At 63.3% G+C, this 25,651-nt stretch carries 20 protein-coding genes and 2 pseudogenes; 8 read left to right on the plus strand and 14 right to left on the minus strand.

Features of this window, described 5'->3' with window-relative positions; translation table 11 throughout:
• Position 1: 1 nt before the first annotated feature.
• From AC56QX_RS02195 to AC56QX_RS02230, 8 genes and pseudogenes are all read right to left on the minus strand, one after another.
• On the minus strand, positions 2–1,429 hold the full coding sequence (locus AC56QX_RS02195) for a gamma-aminobutyraldehyde dehydrogenase (protein ID WP_497113508.1): 1,428 nt from the start codon (positions 1,427–1,429) through the stop codon (positions 2–4).
• A 19-nt stretch (positions 1,430–1,448) separates the two neighbouring features.
• Positions 1,449–2,264 carry an ABC transporter permease gene (locus AC56QX_RS02200; protein ID WP_027043653.1) on the minus strand — a complete coding sequence of 272 codons (816 nt, stop codon included), beginning with the start codon at positions 2,262–2,264 and terminating at the stop codon, positions 1,449–1,451.
• On the minus strand, positions 2,254–3,204 hold the full coding sequence (locus AC56QX_RS02205; RefSeq protein ID WP_497117647.1) for an ABC transporter permease: 951 nt from the start codon (positions 3,202–3,204) through the stop codon (positions 2,254–2,256). The genes AC56QX_RS02200 and AC56QX_RS02205 overlap by 11 nt, the downstream gene beginning before the upstream one ends.
• A 14-nt stretch (positions 3,205–3,218) precedes the next feature.
• Positions 3,219–4,217 carry an ABC transporter ATP-binding protein gene (locus AC56QX_RS02210; protein ID WP_497113509.1) on the minus strand — a complete coding sequence of 333 codons (999 nt, stop codon included), beginning with the start codon at positions 4,215–4,217 and terminating at the stop codon, positions 3,219–3,221.
• A 177-nt stretch (positions 4,218–4,394) separates the two neighbouring features.
• A complete protein-coding gene (locus tag AC56QX_RS02215) occupies positions 4,395–5,549 on the minus strand; it encodes an ABC transporter substrate-binding protein (protein ID WP_056570411.1) in 1,155 nt (384 codons plus the stop codon).
• A 216-nt stretch (positions 5,550–5,765) separates the two neighbouring features.
• Positions 5,766–6,676, minus strand: a pseudogene (locus AC56QX_RS02220) (LysR family transcriptional regulator).
• Between the two features lie 74 nt (positions 6,677–6,750).
• Positions 6,751–7,380 carry a DedA family protein gene (locus tag AC56QX_RS02225; RefSeq protein ID WP_497113510.1) on the minus strand — a complete coding sequence of 210 codons (630 nt, stop codon included), beginning with the start codon at positions 7,378–7,380 and terminating at the stop codon, positions 6,751–6,753.
• Positions 7,381–7,388: 8 nt separating this feature from the next.
• Positions 7,389–7,988, minus strand: a complete 600-nt coding sequence (locus AC56QX_RS02230; protein WP_497113511.1) for a class I SAM-dependent methyltransferase — start codon at positions 7,986–7,988, stop codon at positions 7,389–7,391.
• A gap of 290 nt (positions 7,989–8,278) precedes the next feature.
• Here AC56QX_RS02230 and AC56QX_RS02235 point away from each other — a divergent pair, with 290 nt between their 5' ends.
• A complete protein-coding gene (locus AC56QX_RS02235) occupies positions 8,279–8,953 on the plus strand; it encodes a response regulator transcription factor (protein WP_497113512.1) in 675 nt (224 codons plus the stop codon).
• A gap of 10 nt (positions 8,954–8,963) precedes the next feature.
• Positions 8,964–10,325 carry a sensor histidine kinase gene (locus tag AC56QX_RS02240; protein WP_497113513.1) on the plus strand — a complete coding sequence of 454 codons (1,362 nt, stop codon included), beginning with the start codon at positions 8,964–8,966 and terminating at the stop codon, positions 10,323–10,325.
• Between the two features lie 26 nt (positions 10,326–10,351).
• Here the strand turns inward: AC56QX_RS02240 and AC56QX_RS02245 are convergent, their stop codons facing one another.
• Positions 10,352–11,128 carry a DeoR/GlpR family DNA-binding transcription regulator gene (locus tag AC56QX_RS02245; RefSeq protein ID WP_497113514.1) on the minus strand — a complete coding sequence of 259 codons (777 nt, stop codon included), beginning with the start codon at positions 11,126–11,128 and terminating at the stop codon, positions 10,352–10,354.
• Between the two features lie 425 nt (positions 11,129–11,553).
• Here AC56QX_RS02245 and AC56QX_RS02250 point away from each other — a divergent pair, with 425 nt between their 5' ends.
• Positions 11,554–12,441 carry a phosphotransferase gene (locus AC56QX_RS02250; protein ID WP_477441008.1) on the plus strand — a complete coding sequence of 296 codons (888 nt, stop codon included), beginning with the start codon at positions 11,554–11,556 and terminating at the stop codon, positions 12,439–12,441.
• Positions 12,438–14,892, plus strand: a pseudogene (locus tag AC56QX_RS02255) (GcvT family protein). The gene AC56QX_RS02250 and the pseudogene AC56QX_RS02255 overlap by 4 nt, the downstream one beginning before the upstream one ends.
• On the opposite strand, the gene AC56QX_RS02260 reads toward AC56QX_RS02255, so the two are convergent.
• A complete protein-coding gene (locus AC56QX_RS02260) occupies positions 14,889–15,521 on the minus strand; it encodes a class I SAM-dependent DNA methyltransferase (RefSeq protein ID WP_497113515.1) in 633 nt (210 codons plus the stop codon). The pseudogene AC56QX_RS02255 and the gene AC56QX_RS02260 sit on opposite strands and share 4 nt — an antisense overlap.
• 103 nt (positions 15,522–15,624) lie before the next feature.
• On the opposite strand from AC56QX_RS02260, the gene AC56QX_RS02265 reads away from it, so the two are divergent.
• Entirely contained in the window at positions 15,625–16,527 is a 903-nt protein-coding gene (locus AC56QX_RS02265; RefSeq protein WP_497113517.1) for a phosphotransferase, read from the plus strand.
• Positions 16,528–16,598: 71 nt separating this feature from the next.
• Here the strand turns inward: AC56QX_RS02265 and AC56QX_RS02270 are convergent, their stop codons facing one another.
• From AC56QX_RS02270 to AC56QX_RS02280, 3 genes are all read right to left on the minus strand, one after another.
• Positions 16,599–17,072: a DUF805 domain-containing protein gene (locus AC56QX_RS02270; RefSeq protein WP_497113519.1), complete on the minus strand. Its 474-nt coding sequence runs from the start codon at positions 17,070–17,072 to the stop codon at positions 16,599–16,601.
• A 265-nt stretch (positions 17,073–17,337) separates the two neighbouring features.
• Positions 17,338–18,261, minus strand: a complete 924-nt coding sequence (locus tag AC56QX_RS02275; protein ID WP_497113521.1) for a DMT family transporter — start codon at positions 18,259–18,261, stop codon at positions 17,338–17,340.
• A 108-nt stretch (positions 18,262–18,369) separates the two neighbouring features.
• The gene (locus tag AC56QX_RS02280) at positions 18,370–19,650 is read right to left on the minus strand and encodes an amidohydrolase family protein (RefSeq protein ID WP_497113523.1); all 1,281 of its coding nucleotides are present in this window, start codon (positions 19,648–19,650) and stop codon (positions 18,370–18,372) included.
• Between the two features lie 149 nt (positions 19,651–19,799).
• Between AC56QX_RS02280 and AC56QX_RS02285 the strand changes: the two genes are divergently transcribed.
• Positions 19,800–21,554 (plus strand): ABC transporter ATP-binding protein, encoded by a 1,755-nt coding sequence (locus AC56QX_RS02285; protein ID WP_497113524.1) that lies wholly within the window; start codon positions 19,800–19,802, stop codon positions 21,552–21,554.
• A gap of 301 nt (positions 21,555–21,855) precedes the next feature.
• Entirely contained in the window at positions 21,856–22,800 is a 945-nt protein-coding gene (locus AC56QX_RS02290; RefSeq protein WP_497113352.1) for an IS110 family RNA-guided transposase, read from the plus strand.
• A 68-nt stretch (positions 22,801–22,868) separates the two neighbouring features.
• On the opposite strand, the gene ilvD is transcribed toward AC56QX_RS02290, so the two are convergent.
• Positions 22,869–24,713 carry a dihydroxy-acid dehydratase gene (ilvD, locus tag AC56QX_RS02295; protein WP_497113525.1) on the minus strand — a complete coding sequence of 615 codons (1,845 nt, stop codon included), beginning with the start codon at positions 24,711–24,713 and terminating at the stop codon, positions 22,869–22,871.
• A 266-nt stretch (positions 24,714–24,979) separates the two neighbouring features.
• Between ilvD and AC56QX_RS02300 the strand changes: the two genes are divergently transcribed.
• The gene (locus AC56QX_RS02300) at positions 24,980–25,450 is read left to right on the plus strand and encodes a VOC family protein (RefSeq protein WP_497113526.1); all 471 of its coding nucleotides are present in this window, start codon (positions 24,980–24,982) and stop codon (positions 25,448–25,450) included.
• The last annotated feature ends 201 nt before the right edge of the window (positions 25,451–25,651 follow it).

Raw genomic sequence — 25,651 nt, forward strand, 5'->3', positions numbered from 1 at the left:
CTCACCCATGTGCAACCATCACATGCCGCACGGCGGTGTAGTCCTCCAGCGCGTAGAGCGACATGTCCTTGCCATAGCCGGACTGTTTCAGCCCGCCATGCGGCATCTCGTTGGTCAGCATGAAGTGGGTGTTGATCCAGGTGCAGCCATATTGCAGCCGTGCAGCCGTCGCCATGGCGCGCGAGACGTCCTTGGTCCATACCGATGACGCCAGGCCGTAGTCACTGTCATTGGCCCAGTTCACCGCCTCGTCGACTTCGGTGAAACGGGTGATCGAGACGACTGGGCCGAAGACTTCGCGGCGTACGATCTCGTCCTCCTGCAAGGCGCCGGCAATGACGGTCGGCTGGTAGTAGAAGCCGGACCCCTCGCCCGGCTTGCCGCCGGTGGTGATCTCGATGTGCTTCAGTTCCGAGGCACGTTCGACGAAGCTCGACACGCGGTCGCGCTGGCGGCGCGAGATCAGCGGGCCGATCTCGTTCTCCGTGTCGTCCGGCTGGTTGTACTTGATGGTCGAAACAGCCGAGGAGAGATCGGCGACGAGCTTGTCGTAGATCTTCTTGCCAGCATAGATGCGGCAGGCCGCGGTGCAGTCCTGGCCGGCATTGTAGTAGCCGAAGGCGCGCAGGCCGTTGACGACGGCGCCAAGGTCGGCGTCGTCGAAGACAATGACCGGCGCCTTGCCACCAAGCTCGAGATGCGTGCGCTTGACCGATTTGGCGGCGGCCTGCAGCACCTTCTTGCCAGTGGCGACGTCACCGGTGATCGAGATCATGTTGACCTTGGGGTGGTTGATCAGCGTGTTGCCGACGCTGTCGCCGCGGCCGAGCACGACATTGACGACGCCTTCCGGCAGGACATCGGCCAGAATCTTCGCCAGTTTCAGTGCCGTCAACGGCGTCTGCTCCGACGGCTTGAAGACGACGGTGTTGCCGCCGGCGATCGCCGGCGCCAGCTTCCAGGCCATCATCATCAGCGGATAGTTCCAGGGCGCGATCGAAGCGACGATGCCGATCGGGTCGCGCCGCACCATCGAGGTGTGGCCAGGCAGATATTCGCCGGCCACAACGCCCGGCATGGAGCGGACAGCGCCGGCGAAGAAGCGGTAGCAGTCGACAATCGCCGGGATCTCGTCATTGAGCACGGCATTGATCGGCTTGCCGCAGTTCAATGCTTCGAGAGCGGCGAAGTCCTTGGCCTCGGCTTCGATGCGGTCGGCGACCTTCAAGAGGTAGCCGGAGCGCTGCGCCGGCGTGGTGCGCGACCACAAGACGAACGCTTGTTCGGCGGCAATGACTGCCGCCTCGATTTGCGCCTGGCTGGCCTCCGGCAGGTTGAGAATGGTCGCCCCTGTCTTCGGATTGAGGATCGGCTCCTCGGCTTCCGTGCCCTTCTCGAATTTCGAGCCGATCAGCATCTGGGTGTCCATGGAAGTCTCTCCCTTGAGATTATTTGCCCGAACCGGCGATCTGGTCACCGTCGCGGGTCAGGTAATAGGCAAACAGGATGGGCAGCAGCGTCACCAGCACGACGACCATGGCCACGACATTGGTGACCGGACGTTGGCGCGGACGGATCAATTCTTCCAGCATCCAGATCGGCACGGTCTGCTGCTGGCCGGCAGTGAAGGTGGTGACTATAACTTCGTCGAAAGACAAAGCGAAGGCGAGCATACCGCCGGCGAGCAGCGCGGTGGCGATGTTGGGCAGCACGACGTGGCGGAAGGTCTGAAAACCGTCGGCGCCAAGATCCATCGAGGCCTCGATCATCGAACCTGACGTGCGGCGGAAGCGGGCGACCGCGTTGTTGTAGACGACGACGACGCAGAAGGTGGCGTGGCCGAGCACGATCGTCCAGAACGAGAACGGGATCTCGGCCAGCGAAAACGCCGAGCGCAGCGCGATGCCGGTGATGATGCCGGGCAGCGCGATCGGGAGGATAACCAGCAGCGAGATGGTCTCACGGCCGAAGAACTTTGTCCGCGACACCGCCGCTGAACAGAGCGTGCCGAGGATCAGCGCGATCGCCGTCGAGATGGCGGCGACGCGCACCGACAGCGACAGCGCTTCCCAGACATCGGGCCGGTTCCAGGTGACGGCGAACCACTGCGTGGTCAGCCCAGGCGGCGGCCAGACGAAGCTCTTCTCCTCCGTGGTGAAGGCGTAGACGAAGATCAGCAGGATCGGCAGATGCAGGAACAGCAGGCCGCAAGCGGCTGATATCTTCAGCGAAAGAGGTGCGGACTGGCCACGATCAGAGCGCATCGAAGGCCCCCATGCGCTTGGCGCCCCAGAGGTAGAAACCCATGATGACGATGGGCACGACGGTGAAGGCGGCGGCGAGCGGGATGTTGCCGGCGGTACCTTGCTGCGAATAGACCGCCTGGCCGATGAACAGCCGCGACGTGCCGATGATCTGCGGGATGATGTAGTCGCCGAGCGTCAGCGAGAAGGTGAAGATCGAGCCGGCGACGATGCCGGGCAACGCCAGCGGAAACAGCACATTGCGGAAGGTCTGGCCGGGCGATGCGCCGAGATCGGACGAGGCCTCGACCAGATTGCCGGGCACGCGCTCGAGGGCTGCCTGAACCGGCAGGATCATGAACGGCAGCCAGACATAGACGAAGACGATGAAGGTGCCGGTGAACGACACCGACAACGAGTTGCCGCCGACGACCGGCAGCGACAGCCAGGCATCGAGCACCCACAACAGATGCAGCTTGGCCAGCAGCCAGGTCAAAATACCTTCCTTGGCCAGGATCAGCTTCCAGGCGTAGATCTTGACCAGGTAGCTCGACCACAGCGGCAGCATGACGCCGAGATAGAACAGCGCCTTCCAGCGCCCGCGCGCATAACGCGCCGCATAGTAGGCGATGGGGAAGGCGACGATGGCCGAGGCCAGCGTCACCAGAGCCGCCATCGTCACCGTGCGCAGGATGATGTCGAGATTGGCGGCTTGCAACAGGTCGCCGTAGGTCTTCAGCGTGAACTGACGGTTGATGAGGCCGGAATACTCGTCGATCGAGAAAAAGCTCTGCGCCAAAAGGGCGAACAGCGAGCCGATATAGACGATGCCGAGCCACAGCACCGGCGGCAAAAGCATGAGCAGGAGCAGGAGTTGCGGCCGGCGCCAGAACAGGTCCGACAGTGCGCCACGCATGCCGCCGCTGCCCGGCAGGATGGCGGGGGTCGTGGCGCGCGGCATGGTGGCGTCGAGGCTCATGCCGGCTCGTCCATCAGATGCAGGTGCTCGCGGTTGAAGGTGAGCACGACCGCCTCGCCTTCCGCCGGCAGGGCCGTGCCGGCCGGCACGATGGCGTGCAGCTTGAGCCCGTCGGCATCGAGCGCCAGCCTGGTGGTGGCGCCGAGATAATTGGTCGAGACGAGGCGCGCGGCGACACCTTCGCCGCTTGCGGCGCGGCCGACGCGGATGGATTCGGGGCGCAAGCTGCCCCAGCGATGCTGGCCGGAATAACGCTGGACGAAGTCCGGCGGCAGCACGTTGGAGGAACCGACGAAATCTGCGACGAAGCGCGTCTTCGGCCGCTGATAGATGTCCTCCGGAGTGCCGATCTGCATGATCCTGCCGTCGTTGAAGACGGCGACGCGGTCGGCCATCGACAGCGCCTCGCCCTGGTCGTGGGTGACGAAGACGAAGGTGATGCCGAGCGCCTTCTGCAGCGATTTCAGCTCTTCCTGCATGTTTTCGCGCAATTTGAGGTCGAGCGCGCCCAGCGGCTCGTCGAGCAACAGCACCTTGGGCTGGTTGACCAGCGCGCGGGCGAGCGCGACGCGCTGGCGCTGGCCGCCGGACAACTGGCCGGGGCGGCGGGCGCCATAGCCGGGCAGCCGCACCAGCGACAGCGCTTCCTCAGCTGCCTTGTGCCGCCCGGCCTTGCCGACGCCCTTGACCATCAGCCCATAGGCGACGTTGTCGAGCACATTGAGATGCGGGAACAGCGCATAGTCCTGGAACACGGTGTTGACGTTGCGGCGATAGGGCGGCACGCCCTCGGCGCGTTCGCCGAAAATCGAGATCGAGCCCGCTGTCGGCTGCTCGAAACCGGCGATCAGGCGCAGGCATGTCGTCTTGCCCGAGCCGGACGGCCCGAGCATGGCGAAGAACTCGCCCGGCGCAATGTCGAGATCGACCGCGTCGACAGCGCGAACGCTGCCGAAATGGCGCGAGACTTTCTGGAAGGAGACGGCTGATGTCATGGGCTGTCAGTCTGTTGCCGGGTCAAACAAGGACGAGTTCACGCACCGCTTCACCTCCCCCTCGATGGGGGAGGTCGCGGCGAAGCCGCGGGTGGGGGTGGTGGCGCGGAACTATCGGACAGCCCCCACCCCGACGCTGCGCGTCGACCCTCCCCACAAGGGGGAGGGTGAAGAAAATCACCGTCCGCCGATGACGCCGATATAGTCCGACACCCAGCGGTAATACGGCACGCACTGGTCGTTCTGGGTGACGCATTTCGAGACCGGCGTCTTCCAGAACTTGATCTTGTCGAAATTGTCGTAGCCGTTGGTCTTGCAGCCTTCCTCGCCGAGCAGTTCGTTGCCCTTGCAGGCGGCGGGCACGACCGGCAGCGATCCGAACCAGGCCGAGACATCGCCCTGCACCTTCGGTGACAGCGAATGTTCGAGCCACATATAGGCGCAGTTCGGATGCGCCGCGTCGGCTTCCATCATGGTGGTGTCGGCCCAGCCGGTGACGCCCTCTTCCGGCACGGTCGAGGCAACCGGCTTCTTTGCTGCAACCAGCGTGTTGACCTGATACGGCCACGAGCCCGAGGCGACGACGCCTTCGTTCTGGAAATCGTCGACCTGGATGGCGGCGTCATGCCAGTAGCGGCCGACCAGGGTGCGCTGGACGCGCAGCAGGTCGAGCGCTGCCTTGTACTGGTCCTCGTTCAACTCGTAGGGATCCTTGATGCCGAGTTCCGGCTTGTGGAACATCAGATAGTTGGCAGCGTCAGCGATGTGGATCGGTCCATCATAAGCCTGGACGCGGCCCTTGTTTGACTTGCCGTCCGGCAGCTTCATCTCCTCGAAGACGACGTTCCAGCTCTTGGGCGCTTCCTTGAACACTTCGGTGTTGTACATCAGGATGTTGGGGCCCCACTGATAGGGAACGCCGTAATGGACCTTGTCGACGGTGAACCAGGGCGCGTCCTTGAGGCGATCGTCGACCGCCTTCCAGCTCGGAATGAGATCGGTGTTGATCGGCTGCACGCGCTTGCCGGCAACCAGGCGCAGCGAGGCATCGCCCGAAGCCGTGACGAGGTCGAAGCCGCCCTCGTTCATCAGCGAGACCATCTCGTCCGACGTGTTGGCGGTCTTGACGTTGACCTTGCAGCCGCTCTCCTTCTCGAAGGCAGTGACCCAGTCATAACCCTTGTCGGTCTCGCCGCGCTCGATATAGCCAGGCCAGGCAACGATGTTGACCTGGCCCTCGCCCTTGCCGAGTTCCTTGACCTGGGCGATGGCCTGACCCGAGAAGGTCAGCGCGACGGTCAGCGCAGTGCACGACTTCAGGAATGAATTCATCATCGATCTCCCATTTTGGCGCATGATCCCCGAAACCGCTCCGGTTTTCGCCAGATCACGCGCGGACTGTAAAACTGCCGGTTCGTCCTGTGGACTTGATGCCGCTCTTGTGGCGGCTTGGTCCCTGGAACGGAACGTGCTTGGAAAATTCCGGTTTCGCAAATTCATTTATCAGAAAGGCGATATCGGTTTTTCCGATAGATTGACACTCTTCAATCAGGGACGCTGGCGGACCGTCCGCTGCGACTGGGCAAGGCCGATAAAATCGCGCGCCGCCTGCGGAAGGCCGGAGCCGCGACGCCAGACCATGCCGACCTGCACCACCGGCAAGGAGCCCGAAATATCGCGCGATTCGATGCGGTCGCCTTCCAGCGACCATGGCCGGTAGACGAGGTCGGGCAAAAGCGCCACGCCGGCGCCGGTGGCGACCAGGCTGCGCACGGCTTCGACCGAGCGGGTGCGGAAGGCGACGTGCGGCTTGGCGCCGATCGCCGTCAGCAGTTTTCCCGTGTTCTCCTCGATCTCGTCGACGGTCAGCATGATCAGCGGCTCGCCGGCAATGTCGCCAATGCTGATGATGTCGGCGCTGGCGAGCGGATGGCCGAGCGGCAGCCACAGGCGGTAGGCCGAGACCTCGAGGATTTCCGACTGCAGCGCGGTGCGGTCACGCAGGTTCGAGGTGACCATGACGGCAATGTCCAGCTTGCCGCCGATCAGGAGATGTTCAAGATAATCGCCATTGTCCTCGATGGCCGAGACCTCGACGCCCGGATAGGCGCGGCGGTAGCGGGCAAGCAGATCCGACAGGACATAGCCGGCGACCAAAGACGTGACGCCGAGTTGCAGCCGTCCACCCACCACCGCCTGCTCGCCGAAAAAGAGCGGCGGGCGTCGGACACGTCGGCGAGGATCTTGGTCGCGTGGCGAAGGAACTGATGGCCTTTGTGGGTAATGTTGAGGCCGCGCGGATGGCGTTCGAAGAGTTCGACGCCGAGATCACTTTCAAGTTCCTTGATCGCTTCGGTGACCGAGGATTGCGAAATCGAGAGGTTCTGTGCCGCGCCCGACACCGTGCCTTGCTCGGCGACGGCGATGAAGAACTGCAACTGGCGGATGGTGAAGGCCATGGCCGGACTAAACACCGGCGGACAAGCGAAGGAAAGCCGATGGCGGAGCTTATCCCATGACTGGTGCTGTGCGCTCAGCCGAGCATCAGCCTGATGCGCCGCCGGCATGCGGGACCATAGCGCAGCGCCAGCATGAAGGCCGTCTCCAGCCCCACCACGATGACAATGATGCGGAAGCCCACCGTGAAGGTATCCTGGCCACTGCCTTGCAAGAGATGGCCGGTCACGAGAAAGCCGAAGTTCCACAGCGTAGCGCCGAGCAGCGTCGCGGCCGCGAAGGGCAGAGCGGGCAAGCAAAGCGCACCGGCCGCTATCGGCAGGTAATTGCGCACGGTCGGGATGAACTGCGCCAGCAAGGACACTCGGACATGATTGCGCCGGTAGGCCTGGCCAAGCCTGCGGTAGGTCGCGGGGCGCAGGAAGACATATCTGCCGGCACGTTCGATCAGCCTGTCGGCACGGTCAAATCCGATCCGGCGGCCGACCCCATACCAGACAAGGCAGCCGGAAAAGGAGGCAAGCGTCGTCACAGCCAGCAGGATCGCCAGTGTGGACACATCCGGCGCAGCCGTCATGCCGAGGAACAGCAGCAGCACATGCGAGGGTGGAACCGGGAGGATTTTCTCGGTGAAGGCAAGGCAGAAGACGCCGAACAGGCCGAAGCCGAGAATGGCCGACAATGGACCTGTCATGGGAACTGTCATGGGAACTGTCATGCGAAGCGCCAATCATAGATTCCCAGCGTCTTGATCCTGGCGACGCGATAAACCGTCGCCGGCGGGAAATTGCGAAAGGTATGACCGACCCGCGTGACCTCGAGATCGAGCCGGTCGAGCAGCGACTGGTCGAACGGGCAGCGTCGGCCGAGGGTGAACTGATAGAGCGCCCCGCCCGGGCGCAGGTTTGCGAAAACGCCTTCGAGAATGGCAAGCGTCTTGCGCGGCGAAATCAGGCGGAAGGGCAACCCGCTGACGGCGGCACCGACCACGGGACTCTGGAATAGCGATAGATGTCGCAGACCGACGGCATCCATTTCGACAATACGGGCGGCGGGAAAGCGCCGCATGAGCAGTGCCGCAAAATCCGGATCGGATTCGATCAACGTCAGATCCTCTTCCCTCACCCCGCGTGACAGCAGCGCCCGTGTGAACGGACCTGTTCCGGGACCAAGCTCCAACACGGGGCCAGTCTCGGGACCGATGTCGCGCGTCATCAAGGCCGCCAGGCTGGAACTGGACGGCGTGACGGAGCCGACCCTGAACGGTGCCACGGTCCACGCCATGAGAAAAGACAGAGCGTCATTTGCAGACATAAACAACCTCAATTCCGGACGACAGCACACCAATCAGTTTGGTGTGGCGTTTGATTTCGTTTCAGCGCCGGACCCGAACCTGTTGCTGCATATCCGGGCCCGACGCCTTGACGTCGGCATGGGCGGTTCCTGCCGACCGGCGCTGTTTGCCGGGCCTGGATTGCATAGACATTGCGCACATCGCTGGCGCAAAGAAAGAACTTGCCGGCCCCGGTCCATTCGGCTTTGCCATGTCTACGCAATGTTGGCGCGGTAGCGCCCGAAGCGATGTGATTACCTGGGGAGTGTGGATGCGTATCTTGCTGGTCGAGGACGAGCCCGAAATGGTCTCGGCGCTGCGTGCGGCGCTGAAACGTCACGACATGGTGGTCGATCACGCCGGCACATTGCTGGAGGCGGAGGGCTTCGTTGCCATCGACAGCTACGACGCCATCCTGCTCGACCGCCAGTTGCCTGACGGCGACGGGCTGTCGCTGGTCCCGAGACTGCGCGCGGCGAAGAACACGACGCCCGTTCTGGTGCTGACGGCGAAGGGCGAAACGTCTGACAAGGTCGATGGGCTGGACATGGGCGCGGACGACTATCTGGCAAAGCCGTTCGCCTTCGAGGAATTGCTGGCCCGCTTGCGCGCGCTGCTCAGGCGGCCGGCGCCGATGCAGTCGCAATTCATCCGCGCCGGCGATCTGGTGCTCGATGTCGGACATCGCGAGGCTGCAATCCGCGGCGAGCCGCTCAGCCTGCCGCGGCGCGAACTCCTGGTGCTGGAGGCGCTGATGCGGCGCACCGGCCGCATGGTGCAGCGCGAGGCGTTGATGGAAGCGGTGTTTGGCCTCGACGACGAGATCCAGTCCAACGCGCTCGACACCCATGTGTCACGCCTGCGCCGCAAGCTGGCCGACGCCGATGCCGGGGTGACGATCAACGGCATTCGCGGCGTCGGCTATCTCCTGCGCGAAACGACATGAGCACCGAACGATGAGTATCAAACGCCCGCGTTCGCTCAAATGGAGCCTGGTGCTGCGCATCGCCTTGCTGCAATGCGCGATGCTGACGCTGATCATTGTCGGCATTCTCGGCGTCTTGCTCGCCACCGGCCTCATCCCGCACGACTATGAGGACGGCACGATGGATGTGCTGGCGGATGCGGTGGCGCGTGACGCTGGCGGCAAGCTTGTCCTGCGCGAGACCTCGGATCTGACGAAGCTGCGATCCGAGGTCCCCGACCTCTGGTTCATCATCCGCGACAAGCAGGGGCAGCGGCTGCAGGAGGGCACGGTGCCGGTCGTCTTCCAGCCTTTCGCCGGGCTGCTGGACACCATCAGCGATGCGCGTATCGACCATACAATCGGGCAAAGCGCGCCGCCGGAGGGGAAGATCCGCTGGACCGATACCGCGGCCGGCAGCGTCCAGATCTTCACCGGCACCAAGGGCGGGCTTTCGCTGCTGCGCCTGCTCGGACAGGCGCCGCAGTTCTTCCTGCAGGGCATATTGCCGCTCGCCGGACTGATGGCGCTGGCCACGCTGTTTGCGACGCCCTGGGTGGTGCGCGGCGCGCTGTCGGGCCTTGGCCATGCGGCCGCCGAGGCCGAACGCATCGACATCGATCAACGCGGCGTGCAGCTGCCGCTAAAGGACGTACCGATGGAGGTGACGCCGCTGGTGAAGGCGGTGAACGCCGCCCTTGCGCGGCTCGACAAAGGCTATGAGCGCCACAAGCGTTTCCTGACCGACGCCGCCCATGAGTTGAGGACACCGGTCGCCATCCTCAACACACGCCTGGCCTCGCTGCCGGCAACACCCGAGCGGGCACGGCTGCTGCAGGATGCAGCACGGCTTTCGACGCTGACCGACCAGTTGCTCGACCTGCAACGCCTCGACCGGCAAGCCGCATCCTTTGAGACGGTCGACCTGGTGGCAATCGCGCGCGGCGTCATCGTCGACCTCGCGCCGATGGCCTTCTCGGCCGGGTACGAGATGTCGTTCGAGCCGGAACGGGAAACGGTTGTCGCCAGCGGCGATCGCACCGCGATCGAACGTGCCGTGACCAACATCGTCCAGAACGCCATCGAGCATGGCGGCCGCGCGGGCAAGATCACCGTCGGCGTCACAGCGCCTGCCGTCATCGAGGTGCGGGACGAAGGCGACGGCGTGCCGCCAGCCGAGCGCGAACGCATCTTCGAGCCCTTCTATCGGCTGCGTCCCCAGGATCATGGCGCCGGGCTCGGCCTCAACCTGGTGCAGGAAATCATGCAACTGCATGGCGGGCGCATCGAGATTCTCGACAGCAAGCCAAGCGGCGCCTGCTTCAGGATGAGTTTTCGCGCCTTGCCGAGATAGGAATTCGCTAATCAATGGTGTTCGGCTCAAAATCCGGCTTCGCCGCCGGCAATGCTGAGCCGCGCACCGGCCTGTGCCAGAGCGGCGGCGATGTCATGCGGCGGCGAGCGGTCGGTGGCGAGTTCGGAAAAGCCATCGAAGCCGCAGACCTGGACAAGGCCCTGGCGGCCGAATTTGGTGTGGTCGGTGATGACAAGCGAGCGCTGGCCGCGCGACAGCACCATGCGGGCGAACTCGGCCTCTTCCAGATCATAGTCCATGACACCCGTCACCGCATCGACGGCGCCGGTGGAGATGATGGCGTGGCTGACCGAGAAGCGGCTGACGAACTCGATGGCCGAGGTGCCGAACGCTGCGCCGGAATCGCTGCGCAGTTCGCCGCCGGCCATATAGACCTTGTTGCCGTTGATGGTGGCCAGCGTGCGGGCGATGTCAGACGAATTGGTGACGACCGTCAGGCGCCGGTGGCCGAGCAGTTCCCGCGCCAGGAACGAGGTCGTGGTGCCGGTGTCGAGCATGACCGATTCGCCGTCGCGGATGGTGGCGGCAACCATGCGGGCAATGACGCGCTTGGCGTCGGCATTCTCGCGCATGCGCCGTTCGAACGGCGCTTCGCCGATCATCGATGGCAGGCCGATGGCGCCATGCATCTTCAGAACCGAGCCATCACTGGTGAGCGGCTTGACGTCGCGGCGCACGGTTTCCAGCGAAACACCCAGCCGGTCGGCCAGACTGGCGATGGTGACGGTTCCCTCTTCCTGCAGCAGCCGCAGTATTTCGCCGTGGCGTTTGGAATGGGCCATTTGGTTTTCCCGGACTTAGGCTTTTGACCGGTTCTAAGGTAATTCGAGTGCTTTTAAAGGGATCTCCCTTGCTTTCGGGCAAAACACCCAAAAAAAGTCACATGTTTTTGTTGACAACCGAGCAACCCTGGCGTGAAATCCAGACATCAACAGGGGTTCGGAGCTGCAAACGGGAGGGCGATGGCAGAGCCGCAACTCACTGACCAGGCCGTCTTGAACGTGCCTGTCACAAGGAATCTAGAGATCCGCGGGGGCGGATGCCGGGATCAGAAACCTGGCCAAGGGGCTCGTCGGTGCGGTGCGGGATACCAATCCTGGCGTCCCGCACCGACGAGATTATTTGCGGTTCTCCCCGCCGTCGTTGCGCTGTCCATGGCGCGTTGTCGAAGCCCAGCAAACCAGGCCAGCAAACCAGGGATGATTCCGTGATTGCCGAAGACCGCATCCGCGCCCTGCCCTGCTGGACCGGCGCCATCGAGATCGCCCCCCTGCCCGGCGGCCTGAGCAACGCCAATTATGTGGTCAGCGACGCTGCCGGACGGCATGTCGTGCGCTTCGGCCAAGACTATCCCTTCCACCATGTCTTCCGCGAGCGCGAGGTGATGACCGCGCGAGCGGCCCACGCCGCCGGTTTCGCACCGGCTGTCCATTATGCCGAACCGGGCATCATGGTGACGGCGTTCCTCGGCGCCAGGACCTATCTGGCCGAGGACGTGCGCGCCAATCTTGGCCGCGTCGCGGCGCTGATGCGCGGCTTCCACCGCGAGATGCCCAACCATATTTCCGGCGCCGGCTTCATGTTCTGGGTGTTCCACGTCATCCGCGACTATGCACGCACGCTTGAAGAGGGCGGCAGCCGCAAGCGCAGCGACTTGCCGCGTCTTTTGACGCTGGCCGACGAATTGGAGCGGGCGCAGAAACTGCTGCCGATCGTCTTTGGCCACAATGATCTTTTGCCGGCCAATATCCTCGACGACGGCAGCAGGCTGTGGCTGATCGATTTCGAATATGCCGGCTTCAACACGGCGATGTTCGACCTTGCCGGCGTCGCCTCCAACGCCGGCATGAGCGATGCGGAATCCTTCGCCTTCCTGACCGCCTATTTCATGAAAGAACCGGACGAGGCGATCCGCCGCTCGCATGCCGCCATGCAATGCGCCTCGCTGTTGCGCGAGGCAATGTGGAGCATGGTGTCGGAACTCTATCTCGACGCACCCGGCATCGACTACGTCGCCTACACCGAGGAAAACCTGGTGCGGCTCGACGCGGCGCTGGAAAACTACCGGACGAAATACGGGATCCTGAAATCATGACCTTGCCTAGCCAGGCCGCGGTTGTCGTCATCGGCGGCGGCATTATCGGCTGTTCGACGGCCTATCATCTGGCGCGCGACCACAAGGCCGACGTCGTGCTGCTCGAACAGGGCAAGCTAACCTCCGGCTCGACCTGGCATGCCGCCGGCCTGGTCGGGCAATTGCGCTCGTCTGCCTCGATCACCCGCGTGCTCAAATACTCTGTCGACCTCTACAAGGGGCTGGAGGCCGAAACCGGCCTTGCCACCGGCTGGAAGATGACCGGCTGCCTGCGGCTTGCCACCAATGCCGACCGCTGGACGGAGTACAAGAGGCTGGCGACGACGGCGAAAAGCTTCGGCATGGACATGCATCTTTTGTCCCCGGCCGAGGTCAAGGCGATGTGGCCGCTGATGGAAACCGGCGATCTCGTCGGCGCCTCCTGGCTGCCGACCGACGGCCAGGCCAGCCCCTCCGACATCACCCAGTCGCTGGCCAAAGGCGCGCGCATGCACGGCGCGAAGCTGTATGAGGATGTCCGCGTCACCGGCTTCGAGATGAAGAACGGCCGCATCACGGCGGTGAAGACCAAGCAGGGCGACATCGCTTGCGACAAGGTGGTGAACTGCGCCGGACAATGGGCACGGCAGGTCGGCGACATGGCCGGCATCAACGTGCCGCTGCAGCCGGTCAAGCACCAATACATCATCACCGAGAAGATCGATGGCACTGGCGACCGACGCGCCGACGCTGCGCGACCCGGACCGGCGCACCTATTTCAAGGAGGAAGTCGGCGGGCTGGTGATGGGCGGCTATGAGCCGAACCCGCAGGCGTGGACGACCGGTCTGCCCGGTGGCGACGTGCCAAACGAATGGGAATTCCGGCTGTTCGACGACGATTACGACCATTTCGAGCAGCACATGACACAGGCGATCGCGCGGGTGCCGGCGCTGGAGACCGTCGGCGTCAAGCAGATGATCAACGGGCCGGAAAGCTTTACTCCGGACGGCAATTTCATCCTCGGCACGGCGCCCGAATGCGCCAACATGTTCGTCGGCGCCGGCTTCAACGCCTTCGGCATCGCGTCGGGCGGCGGCGCCGGCTGGGTGCTGGCGCAGTGGGTGGTCGATGGTGAAGCGCCGCTTGACTTGTGGGTGGTCGACATCAGGCGCTTTTCCAACCTGCACCGCGACCGGCAATGGGTGCGCGAACGCACACTGGAAGCCTATGGCAAGCATTACACGATCGGCTTCCCGCACGAGGAGTATGCCTCAGGCCGGCCGCGCATCGTCTCGCCGCTTTACGACAGGCTGAAGCAGCAGCGCGCCGTGTTCGGCTCCAAGCTCGGCTGGGAGCGGCCGAACTGGTTCGCACCCGAAGGCGTCGAGCCGCACGACATCTATTCGATGGGTCGGCAGAACTGGTTCGCGGCGGTCGGCGACGAGCATCGGCATGTGCGCGAGCATGTCGGCATCTTCGACCAGTCGTCCTTCGCCAAATACGAATTGAGCGGGCCCGACGCGGCCAAGGCGCTGGACTGGATCTGCGCCAACGATGTCAGCAAGCCGGTCGGCAGGCTGACCTATACGCAGCTTCTCAACACGCGCGGCGGCATCGAGGCCGACCTAACCGTGGCGCGGCTGGCCGAGGACAAATTCTACATCGTCACCGGCACCGGCTTCCGCACGCATGATGCCTCATGGATCAGCGACCATATCGGCGAAGGCCTCGATGCCGGGCTGACCGACGTCACCGAGGATTTCGGCACGCTGTCGTTGATGGGTCCGCGCGCTCGCGATGTGCTTTCCGATGTGACCGATGCCGATGTCTCGAACGCCGGCTTCCCGTTCGGCCATGTCCGCGAGATCACCATCGCCGGCCACATGGTCCGGGCGCTGCGCGTCACCTATGTCGGCGAACTCGGCTGGGAGCTGCATGTGCCGATCGCGGCCACCGGCGAAGTCTTCGACGCGCTGATGGCGGCGGGCAGGCAGCACGGCATCCGACCGGTCGGCTACCGGGCGCTGGAATCGCTGCGGCTGGAAAAGGGCTATCGCGCCTGGGGTTCCGACATCACACCCAACGATGCGCCGCAGGAGGCCGGGCTCGGCTGGGCGGTCAAGCTGCGCAAAAACACCGATTTCGTCGGACGGCGCGCTCTCGAGAAGGTTGGCGGCACGCCGTTGAAGAAGCGCTTTGCCGGCTTCACGGTCGATAGCCCGGAGATCGTGCTGCTTGGCCGCGAGACCATCCTGCGCAATGGCGAGCCGGTCGGTTATCTCACAAGCGGTGGCTATGGCTACACGCTGGGCAGGAACATCGGCTATGGCTATGTGCGCAACGCTGACGGGGTGAGCGACGATTTTCTCGCCTCGGGCGACTATGAGCTGGTGGTCGCGATGGAGCGGACGCCGGCCAAAATCCATCTCGAGCCGATGTACGATCCGGCCGCTGAGAGGGTGAAAGCCTAATTCACCCGCAGGGCGAGACCGCGGCTGGGCACGGTGTCTGCCTCGCCCGGCATGGATACGTAGGGGCGAGTCTCCTCGGCGCGGGTGACGCTGCCTTGTGCTTCGAGCTCTGCGATGCGTGCGGCAAAACCGGCCTCCCACAGCGTGTTCTTGACCGTCAGCACGATCACCCCGCCCGGCCGGCAAATGCGGATCAGTTCGTCCAGCCCTTCGACGCCGACATGGCCCGAGGTGAAGACGCCGGCCGAGATGATCCCGGCATAGGCATTACTTGCAAAGGGCAATGGCCCGCCCATCGCCAGGCAATGCAGCGCGGAATAGACGCCCTTGCGGGCGGCCTGATCCAGCATGCCTTGCGAGATGTCCAGCGCCTCGACTTGCGGATAGCCGGTAATATCAAGCCATTCGCCGATGAGCCCGGTGCCTGCGCCGGCATCGAGCAACGGTGCCGCGCCCCGCTGCAAATGGCGGGCGAGCAAAGCAAGGCAGATCGTCGGATGACGATAGCCGGCGGCCGACATGTCTGCGTCGTAGGTCTGCGACCAACGATCATAGAGGGCGGCCACTTCCTCTGGCCGCTTCGCCGCGTAGGCTGCGCTGAGCGCGCCCAGGTGTTTGCCGTCCGTCATCGCTGCTTTGTCGCCTGATCGAGTTGCCTTCGATCCGATGATAGCCAAACGGCGAAAATTGTGGAACCGTTGCGGCGAGAAATAACGGCGTGGGGGCGCGGGCATGGTGACAGACGAGGCGCGGGCAAAACTGGCCGCCATTCCGATGCTGGCCGGCTACACCGGGCCACTGGACCGGCTCGGCGGCCTCACCAACCTCGTTTTCAGGGCCGGCGATCTCTGCCTGCGCATTCCGGGCAAAGGCACCGAGGAATACATCAACCGCGCCAACGAAACGGTGGCGGCGCGCGAGGCGGCTAAAGCCGGCGTGAGCCCCGAAGTGCTGCATGCCGATGCCGATACCGGCGTGATGGTGACCCGCTTCATCGCCGGCGCCGTGACGATGTCGCCGGAAAAATTTAAGGAGAGGCCGGGCAGTCCGGCCCGCGCCGGCGAAGCCTTCCGCAAGCTGCACAATTCCGGCGCCGTGTTCCCCTTCCGCTTCGAACTGTTCGCGATGATCGACGACTATCTCAAGGTACTGTCGACCAAGGACGTCACCCTGCCCGCCGGCTATCACGACGTGGTGCGCGAGGCCGACAGCGTGCGCTCGGCGCTGGCCGCCCATCCGCTGCCGCTCGTCGCCTGCCATTGCGACCCGCTGTGCGAGAATTTTCTCGATACGGGCGAGCGGATGTGGATCGTCGACTGGGAATATTCGGGGATGAACGACCCGCTCTGGGATCTCGGCGACCTCAGCGTGGAAGGCAAATTCGACGCCGCGCAGGATGAGGAGATGATGCGTGCCTATTTCGGCGGCGAGGCGCGGCCGTCCGAGCGCGGCCGGGTCGTCATCTACAAGGCAATGTGCGACCTGTTGTGGACGCTATGGGGATTGATCCAGCTCGCCAACAACAACCCGGTCGACGATTTCCGCGCCTATGCCGACGGCCGCTTCGCCCGCTGCAAGGCACTGATGGAGACGCCGGAGTTTTCCCGGCATCTGGCGGCTGTGCGTTTGGGGTAGAGCAATTCCATGTGACAGCGGCTTTGGCGTTCCCGCGATTCTATCAGGCGCCCAAATGCCTGTTGTCGCGTCTACCTGAAAACCCTCTCTATTTCACTCAACGTCACTGTATCGTCAGACTTTTTGCAATACCAAATGATCAGCGCGATGGTACCGATGGGAAACAATCCCACCAGGAGCTGATGCCAACCGCTTCGGTTGATGTCATGCAGCCGGCGGGTGGTCATGGCCAGTGTCGGCAGAAGGGCGGCCAGATTCCATATCGATGAGATAATTTCATTCTTCACAACGGCATCAACTATGATGAGAATGACGCCGACAATGAAAAGGAAGAGGTAGGAATACCAGAACTCCGAGCGACTGGCCCTGCCGGAAAAATTCACATAATTTCGAAAGAAACTTGAAACGGCTTCACTAAAACTCATCGGAGGCGGCATTTCTCCGAAACGATTGCCGCCAGCTGGCGCTGCTCTTAGAACAAACACCAATGGCAAGCCGATCAGTACCAAAACGATCAGCCAATGCCATATAGAGAAACTACCCATTATCCCCCCTCTATCGCAATTCTCTTGAGATATTGATCTTGCCTCTTCCGGCCAAGAATCAATCCCGTATTGCGCCCGGAAGGCAACGTACACAGCAAAATATCGATGTAAACACCGGACTTTCTGACCGGAAACTCAAACAACTCCGGATGATACCCTTCAGCTGCCAAACGCATCGCTTCGAAACGGCACCGTGTGACGTGCCGTATGCTTTGTTTGGCTGCAATCGCAGACGGAAAGCCGTTTCACACTTTCCTGTAACCGCTTAGTTCACGCCCTTCGGCACGTTTTCGGGCGGCACCGTGGTGTCAACCACCTTCTGGCGGTGGAAGATGAACAGGCCGGCCAGGACGATGATGCCGGAGCCGATCAGGATGCGCGTACTGGGAATGTCGCCGAAGAACACCAGCCCGAACACCACGGCCCATAGCAGCAGCGTGTAGTGCAGCGGCGCCAGCGTCGAGGCCGGGGCGAGTTTGAGCGCCCGCGTGATCATCAGATGGGCGCTGCAGGAGACGATGCCGAGCAGCAGCATGGCGCCGAGATCGAGTGCCGAAGGCGTCTGCCAGGCGCCGATGGTCAGCACGCCGCCCACCAGCAGCGTGCCAATCGTCTGCCATGTCACCAGATTGGTGTCGCTGGTGCCGCGCAGCCGCCGGTTGAGGATGATGGCGAAGGCAAAGGCGAGACTGCCAACGAGCGCGAAGCTCGACGACAGCGAGAATGCCGCCGAGGAAGGCTTCAGCATGATCACCACGCCGCAGAAGCCGAGCAGGATCGCCACCCAGCGGCGCCAGCCGACCTTTTCGCCAAGCAGGAAATGCGACAGCGCCGCCACATAGATCGGGCCGGCCATGTAGAAGCTCATCACATCGGCAAGCGGCAGATAGACGACGGCCGCGTAGAACAAAGCGGTGTCCAGCGTCGTCGCCACCACGCGCAGGATCTGCAGCCCGGGCCGCTCCATCTGGAACAGCCTGCCGGCGCCCTGGTTGGCGATCATCGGGCCGAGCACGATAAAGGCGCCAATCGAGCGGATCAGCACGACCTGGCCGACGGAGAAGCTGGCGACCAGCCACTTGCCCATCGCATCGTTCAGCGCAAACAGGAAGTCGCCGGCCAGCATCAGCAGGATGCCGGCCAGAAGCACGTTCCTGATTGTGGAATTCTGCGCCACGGGTTGCATCATGCCGATCCCGATTCCTCCCTTGCGTAAGCCGCGTCCTAAACGGAAGCGGCCGCCTTTACGAGGAGAAATCCCGAAATCGGCAAGGCCAGCGCCGGGAATCGGCTGTATCTAGGTGGTTCTGTGCCTGCGGTTGACCTGTGCCGGCCTGCCAGGCAGGGAAAGCCTGGTATCCTGCCTCGTCCGTTCCGCCACCACCTTGCCCTTGGCGATGACGCAGATGCGCTCGGCGCGCAGGCGCAGGGCCTCGATCGGATTGCCGGCGTCGAGGATGACAAGGCTGGCGCGCTTGCCGACAGCCAGGCCAAGATGATCCAACCCCATGATGGCGGCGTTGACGTTGGTGACCATGTCGAAGCAGCGCGCCATGTCGGCCGGGCTCGACATCTGGGCAACGTGCAGGCCCATGAAGGCGACGTCGAGCATGTCGGCGGTGCCCAGCGAATACCAGGGATCGAGCACGCAATCCTGGCCCCAGCCGACGCGGATGCCGAGCGCCTGCATCTCCTTGACCCGGGTCATGCCACGCCGCTTCGGGAAGCTGTCGTGGCGGCCTTGCAGCATGATGTTGATCAGCGGATTGGGGATGGCGGAGACGCCGGCCTCGGCGATCAGCGGCAGCAGCTTCGAGACATAGTAATTGTCCATCGAGTGCATGGAAGTGAGATGCGATCCGGCTGCCCTTCCTTGCAGGCCCAGGCGCTGCGTTTCATAGGCCAGTTGCTCGATGTGGCGTGTCAACGGGTCGTCGGTCTCGTCGCAATGCAGGTCGACCATCAGGCCACGTTCTGCCGCGATCTCGCAAAGCTCGGTCACCGAGCGCGTGCCATCGGCCATGGTGCGCTCGAAATGCGGGATGCCGCCGACGACATCGACGCCCATGTCCAGCGCGCGAATGGTGTTTTCACGCGCCTTCGGTGAGCGGTAGAAACCGTCCTGCGGGAAAGCCACGAGCTGCAGGTCGATATAGGGTGCGATCGTCTTCTTGACGTCGAGCAGCGCCTCGACCGCCAGCAAACGGTCATCGCAGACATCGACATGGGTGCGGATGGCGAGCAGGCCCATCGACACCGCCCAGTCGCAATAGGCGAGCGCGCGGTCGCGCACCGCCTCATGCGTCAAAAGCGGCTTCAGTTCACCCCATAGCGCAATGCCTTCGAGCAGCGTGCCCGAGGCGTTGATGCGCGGAATGCCATAGGACAGCGTTGCATCCATGTGGAAATGCGGATCGACCAAGGGCGGCGAGACCAGATTGCCGCTTGCATCGACCTCGGTCCGCGCGGAACCCTGCAGTTTGGGCTCGATCGCCGCGATCGTCTCGCCGCTGATGCCGATATCGGCAATCCTGCCATCCGGCAGCGTGCCGCCACGAACGATAAGGTCGAAATCCATCTGTCGTCATCCCTGCAGAATCACTTTTCCATCGTGTCCCAAAAGACAGCATGCCGCAGCGGTTTCTTTCCAGACGCCGCTGACGGTTCCATCCGGGGACAACTCCCTCTATAAGCCGCGTTCGTCATTCCGCTATCAAGGATCAGCCTGTGTTTCGTTTCTTCCGCTCGACGGAAAACCAGCGCCTCGTGGCGAGGCTGGTCAGGGAATCCTTCCGACAGCATATGTTCGGATATGCCGCGGCAATCGTGTCGATGCTTGTGGTGGCTGCTACGACCGGCGCCAGCGCCTGGATTCTCAAAGCGATCACCGACGAATTCGTGGTCTTCAAGCGAACGGACCGCGTCAACCTGATTGCGGCGGGGGTCGCCGGGATTTTTATCCTCAAGGGCGTCGCCAACTTCATCCAGGCCTATTCCATGAGCCGGGTCGGCAACGCCATCATCGCCGACCGGCAACGCAAGATCTATGATCGCATCCTGTCGCAAGGCATCGAATTCTACCATTCGACCTCGTCGTCCGATCTGATCACCCGCATGACCAACAATGCCCAGGCGGCGCGCAACGTGCTCGACCTGATCGTCACCTCCTATGTGCGCGACTTGGTGTCGCTGATTGTCTTGGTAGGGGTCATGGTCTGGCAGCAGCCTGCCCTGTCGCTGATCTGCTTCGTCATCGGGCCGGTCGCTATATATGGCGTCAACCGCATACTGAAGCGCGTGCGCAAGATTGCCGCGATGGAGTTTCGCTCGGTCGGCCAGATCATTCAGGTCATGCAGGAAACGGCGATCGGCGTGCGCGTCGTCAAATCCTTCAACCTCGAAGGCGCAATGCGCAAGCGCATGTATAAGGCAGTATCCGACGTCGAGACCCGCGCCAACAACATCGCGACGCTGGAGGCAGCGACAAGCCCGGTGATGGAGACGCTGGCCGGGCTGGCAATTTCCGGGGCCGTCTTCGTCAGCGGCTTCCTGGTCCTGCGGGGTGGCCAGATGCCGGGAAATATCATGGCCTTCATCGGGGCGCTCCTGTTTGCCTATGAGCCGGCAAAGCGCCTTGCGCGCGTGCGCATCTCGCTGGAAAGCGGCATCGTCGGCGTGCGCATGATGTTCGAGCTCGCCGACCAGCCGCTAACGCTCGCCGAGAAGCCGGACGCGAGGCCCCTTCGGGCCGGGCCGGGCGAGATCCGGTTCGACGCCGTCAGCTTCGCCTATCAGAACGGTCCGCCGGTGCTCGAAGGGTTCGACCTGACCCTTGCGCCCGGCAAGATGACGGCGCTGGTCGGGCCTTCCGGCGGCGGCAAGTCGACCATCCTGAACCTGATCATGCGCATGTACGACCCGAAGAGCGGCAAGGTGCTGCTTGACGGCCAGGATATTTCCCATGCGACGCTCGCCTCGCTCAGGGAAAAGATCGCCTATGTCAGCCAGGACACGTTCCTGTTTGCCGGCACCATCATGCACAACATCCGGCTCGGGCGAGAGGGCGCGACCGATCAGGAGGTGATTGCCGCCGCCAAGGCCGCCAACGCGCATGACTTCATCATGGCGCAGGCGAAAGGCTATGAGACGGATGTCGGCGAGAATGGCGGCCTGCTGTCGGGCGGCCAGCGCCAGCGCATCTCGATCGCGCGCGCCATGCTGCGCGACGCCGAAATCCTGCTCTTGGACGAGGCGACCAGCGCGCTCGACGCCGAATCCGAAGCGCTGTTCCGCGAAGCACTGCAGCAACTGACCGAAGGCCGCACGACGATCGTCATCGCGCACCGGCTGTCGACAGTGCATCAGGCCGACACGATCGTGGTGCTGGAGGGCGGCAAGGTGGTGGAGAGCGGAGCCCATCGTGCGCTGCTCAGGCAGGGCGGGCTTTACCAGAAGCTTTATGAGTACCAGTTGATGCCATAGCGCACTCTTCCCTTCTCCCCCTGTGGGAGAAGGTGGATTGCCGCGAAGCGGCAAGACGGATGAGGGGTGTTCCAGCGGAGTGAGACGTTGGCGTTCCCTGGAACACCCCTTGTGTGTTTGGAATCGTGCATTGTTGAGGGTGCCACGGACCAGGTGCTTGCCTGATCCGTGGCGGCGGTCGAGAGCCCGTCGCCCCTCAGGTGGCCTAAACCGTGGATGAGCTGGGGCCCGACCGCCTTCTTTTGTGAACCCGAACAGTTGCAAGGGGCAAGCCCCCGCACACAAGGAAGGGACCGAGGAGATGGTAGCCCAAACGGTTCAGGACATAGGCATCGATGTTGCCAAAGGCTGGCTCGACGTGGCGGTGTTTCAAACGCAGGAACAAGCGCGTTTCGACAACGACAAGGATGGATGGGCCAAGCTGGTCCGATGGCTGCGGGGTCGCACCGTACGCGCCATCGGCATGGAGCCGAGCGGCGGCTATGAGCGCGGCGTGGCCAAGGCACTGCGCAGCGCGGACCTGCCGGCCAGGAACGTCAATCCGCACAAATTGCGCCACTATGCCCGCGCCCTTGGCCGATTGGCCAAGAATGATCGCATCGATGCCTTGCTGATTGCGCGCTACACCGCCGAACTGCCGACCCGGCCGGTGCGTTGCGACCCAATTGCGGAGCAACTGGCCGATCTGGTCGTGGCCCGCAGGCAGCTTAGCGACGATAAGGTCAGCCTCGCCAATCAACTCGAGCAGCTACGCGAGCCGATGGTGAAGCGCATCTTCACCCAGCGGCTGCGTCGTATCGAACTCGATATCGCGCTGCTCGCCAAGCGTATGGCCCAACTCGTCGCCAGCCAGCCGGCGCTCGCGGCCAAGGATCGCCTGATCCAGTCCTTCCACGGTGCCGGTCCAGTCCTCAGCCATACCATACTGGCGCTGGCGCCGGAGATCGGGCAGGCCTCGCGACGCGAGATTGCAGCGCTTACCGGTCTGGCGCCCTACGACTTCGACACCGGCACCTTCAAAGGTCGCCGCGTCATCTGGGGCGGCCGCCATGCTCTGCGCAGGGTGGTTTACATGGCAGCGCTCACCGCCAGCCGCTCAAATCCCGTACTCAGAGCCTTCCACCAGCGTCTCATTGCAAACGGTAAGCAACCAAAGGTCGCCCTCGTCGCCGTGGCCCGAAAGATTATGACCATCCTCAGCGCAATGCTTCGACACAACCAACCCTGGTATCCAGACAAAGCCTGAAAACACAGTTGCTCATCCGTCGCCTGCGGCGACACCTTCTCCCACAAGGGGAGAAGGAAGAAACTACCTCACTCCGGCACGTGCCGCACCGCGCCCTTGTCGGCGCTGGTGGCGAAGGCGGCGTAGGCGCGCAGTGCGGTCGTCACCTTGCGCTTGCGCTTTTCCTCGGGCTTCCAGGCCAAGGCACCCCTGGCCACCATCGCCGCGCGGCGCGCTGCAAGTTCGGCGTCGCTGACGGCAAGACGGATGGTGCGGTTGGGGATATCGATCTCGATCGTGTCGCCCTCCTGCACCAGCCCGATCGTGCCGCCTTCGGCGGCTTCCGGCGACGCATGACCGATAGACAGGCCCGACGTGCCGCCGGAGAAGCGGCCGTCGGTGACCAGCGCGCAGGCCTTGCCGAGGCCTTTCGACTTCAAATAGCTGGTCGGATAGAGCATTTCCTGCATGCCGGGGCCGCCGCGCGGACCCTCATAGCGGATGACGACGACGTCGCCGGCCTTGATCTCGTTCGACAGGATTGCCTTGACCGAGGCGTCCTGACTTTCGAAGACCCGCGCCGGGCCGGTGAACTTCAGGATCGACTCGTCGACCCCCGCCGTCTTCACGATGCAGCCGTCGACTGCCAGATTGCCTTTCAGCACGGCAAGACCGCCATCCTTCGAGAACGGCGTTTCCGCCGAACGGATGACACCCTTCTCGCGGTCGAGGTCGAGATCGTCCCAGCGGCGGTCCTGGCTGAAGGCGACCTGCGTCGGCACGCCGCCGGGAGCGGCGAGGAAGAAGTCGCGGACATTCTGGCTGGAGGTGCGGGAAATATCCCAATGATCGAGCGCCTCGCCGAGGCTGGCGGTGTGCACCGTCGGCAGGTCGCGGTTGAGCAGCCCGGCATTGTCGAGCTGGCCCAGGATCGCCATGATGCCGCCGGCGCGGTGGACGTCTTCCATATGGACGTCGGACTTGGCCGGCGCGACCTTGCAGAGCACCGGCACCCGCCGCGACAGCCGGTCGATGTCCTCCATGGTGAAGTCGACCTCGCCCTCATGCGCGGCGGCCAGGATGTGCAGCACGGTGTTGGTCGAGCCGCCCATGGCGATGTCGAGCGTCATGGCATTCTCGAAGGCGCCTTTCGACGCGATGCTGCGCGGCAGCGCCGTTTCGTCGTCCTGCTCATAATAGCGCTGGGCGAGATCGACGATTAGATGGCCGGCTTCGACGAACAGCCGCTTGCGGTCGGCGTGCGTCGCCAATGTCGAGCCGTTGCCGGGCAGCGACAGGCCGAGCGCCTCGGTCAGGCAGTTCATGGAATTGGCGGTGAACATGCCCGAGCAGGAACCGCAGGTCGGGCAGGCCGAGCGTTCGATGACCTTGACGTCCTCGTCGGAGATCTTGTCGTCGGCGGCCGCGACCATGGCATCGACCAAATCGAGCGCCTGCGTCTTGCCGGCCAGCACCACCTTGCCGGCCTCCATCGGCCCGCCTGAAACAAAGACGGTCGGGATGTTGAGGCGCAACGAGGCCATCAGCATGCCCGGCGTGATCTTGTCGCAATTGGAGATGCAGACCATGGCGTCGGCGCAGTGGGCGTTGACCATGTATTCGACGGAATCGGCGATCAGCTCGCGCGACGGCAGCGAATAGAGCATGCCGTCATGGCCCATGGCGATGCCGTCATCGACGGCGATGGTGTTGAATTCCTTGGCGACGCCGCCGGCCTTCTCGATCTCGCGCGCGACCAGTTGGCCGAGGTCCTTCAAATGGACATGGCCCGGCACGAATTGGGTGAAGGAGTTGACCACCGCGATGATCGGCTTGCCGAAGTCGCTGTCCTTCATGCCTGTGGCGCGCCAGAGGCCGCGGGCGCCGGCCATGTTGCGGCCATGGGTGGTGGTGCGGGAGCGATAGGCGGGCATGTTTTTTCCTTGGTGGCTGGCCGCAGCCGAGGAATGGCGCGGCGGAGCTGAGTTCGGATCGCTGGCTTTATAGACGCGCAAGTATGGTCTGGCCACAATTTTGCAATGCGCCAGATTCCTCGAAAAACCGGATGCCGTAAAAAATCGCAGGCCGCTGTCGGATTGCGTGCCGCACGGCCGTCCTTGGGCAGACGGCACGGAAATGGCACCATTCTCGGAGTCAGCCGTTTCACCGCAACAGCAAAGAGCAAACGGAGGAGCACGACATGCAAAAGATCACCACCTGCCTGTGGTTCAACGACCAGGCCGAAGAGGCGATGAATTTCTACGTGTCCATCTTCAAAAATTCGAAGGTACTGAGCGTGATGCGTTGGCCAAAAGGCCACGCCGATGAAGGTAAGGCGCTGGTGACCACGTTCGAACTCGACGGCGTGCAGTTCCAGGCGCTCAACGGCGGACCGCAATTCAAGTTCAACGAAGCGATGTCGCAGTCGATCGACTGCAAGACGCAGGAAGAGGTGGATTATTTCTGGGACAAGCTGATCGAAGGTGGCGGGGAACCGTCGCAATGCAGCTGGCTGAAGGACAAGTTTGGCGTCTCCTGGCAAGTCGTGCCGGAGCAATTGCCGCGCCTGCTTCTGGATCCGGACCGGGCCAAGGCCGGCCGGGTGATGTCAGCGATGATGCAGATGAGCAAGATCGACATCGCCAAGATCGAAGAGGCGGCGAGAGGGTGAGAAGCGGTCCGCGTAGCGGACGAAAAGCCAATTGCTTGGCTTTTCGAGCTTCGAACGGTGAAGACCCGGTCCGCCTTCGGGCGGATCAAAAGGTCCAGTGGACCTTTTGAAGGGGCTGAACGCCTGAAGGGCTGGGAGCCTTGCGAAGGGCCGGAGACGCATGTCAGGCCGCTAGTCCTTGAGGTCTGCGCTGCCCCTCAT

It is taken from the genome of Mesorhizobium sp. RCAM 06353 (assembly GCF_059683585.1).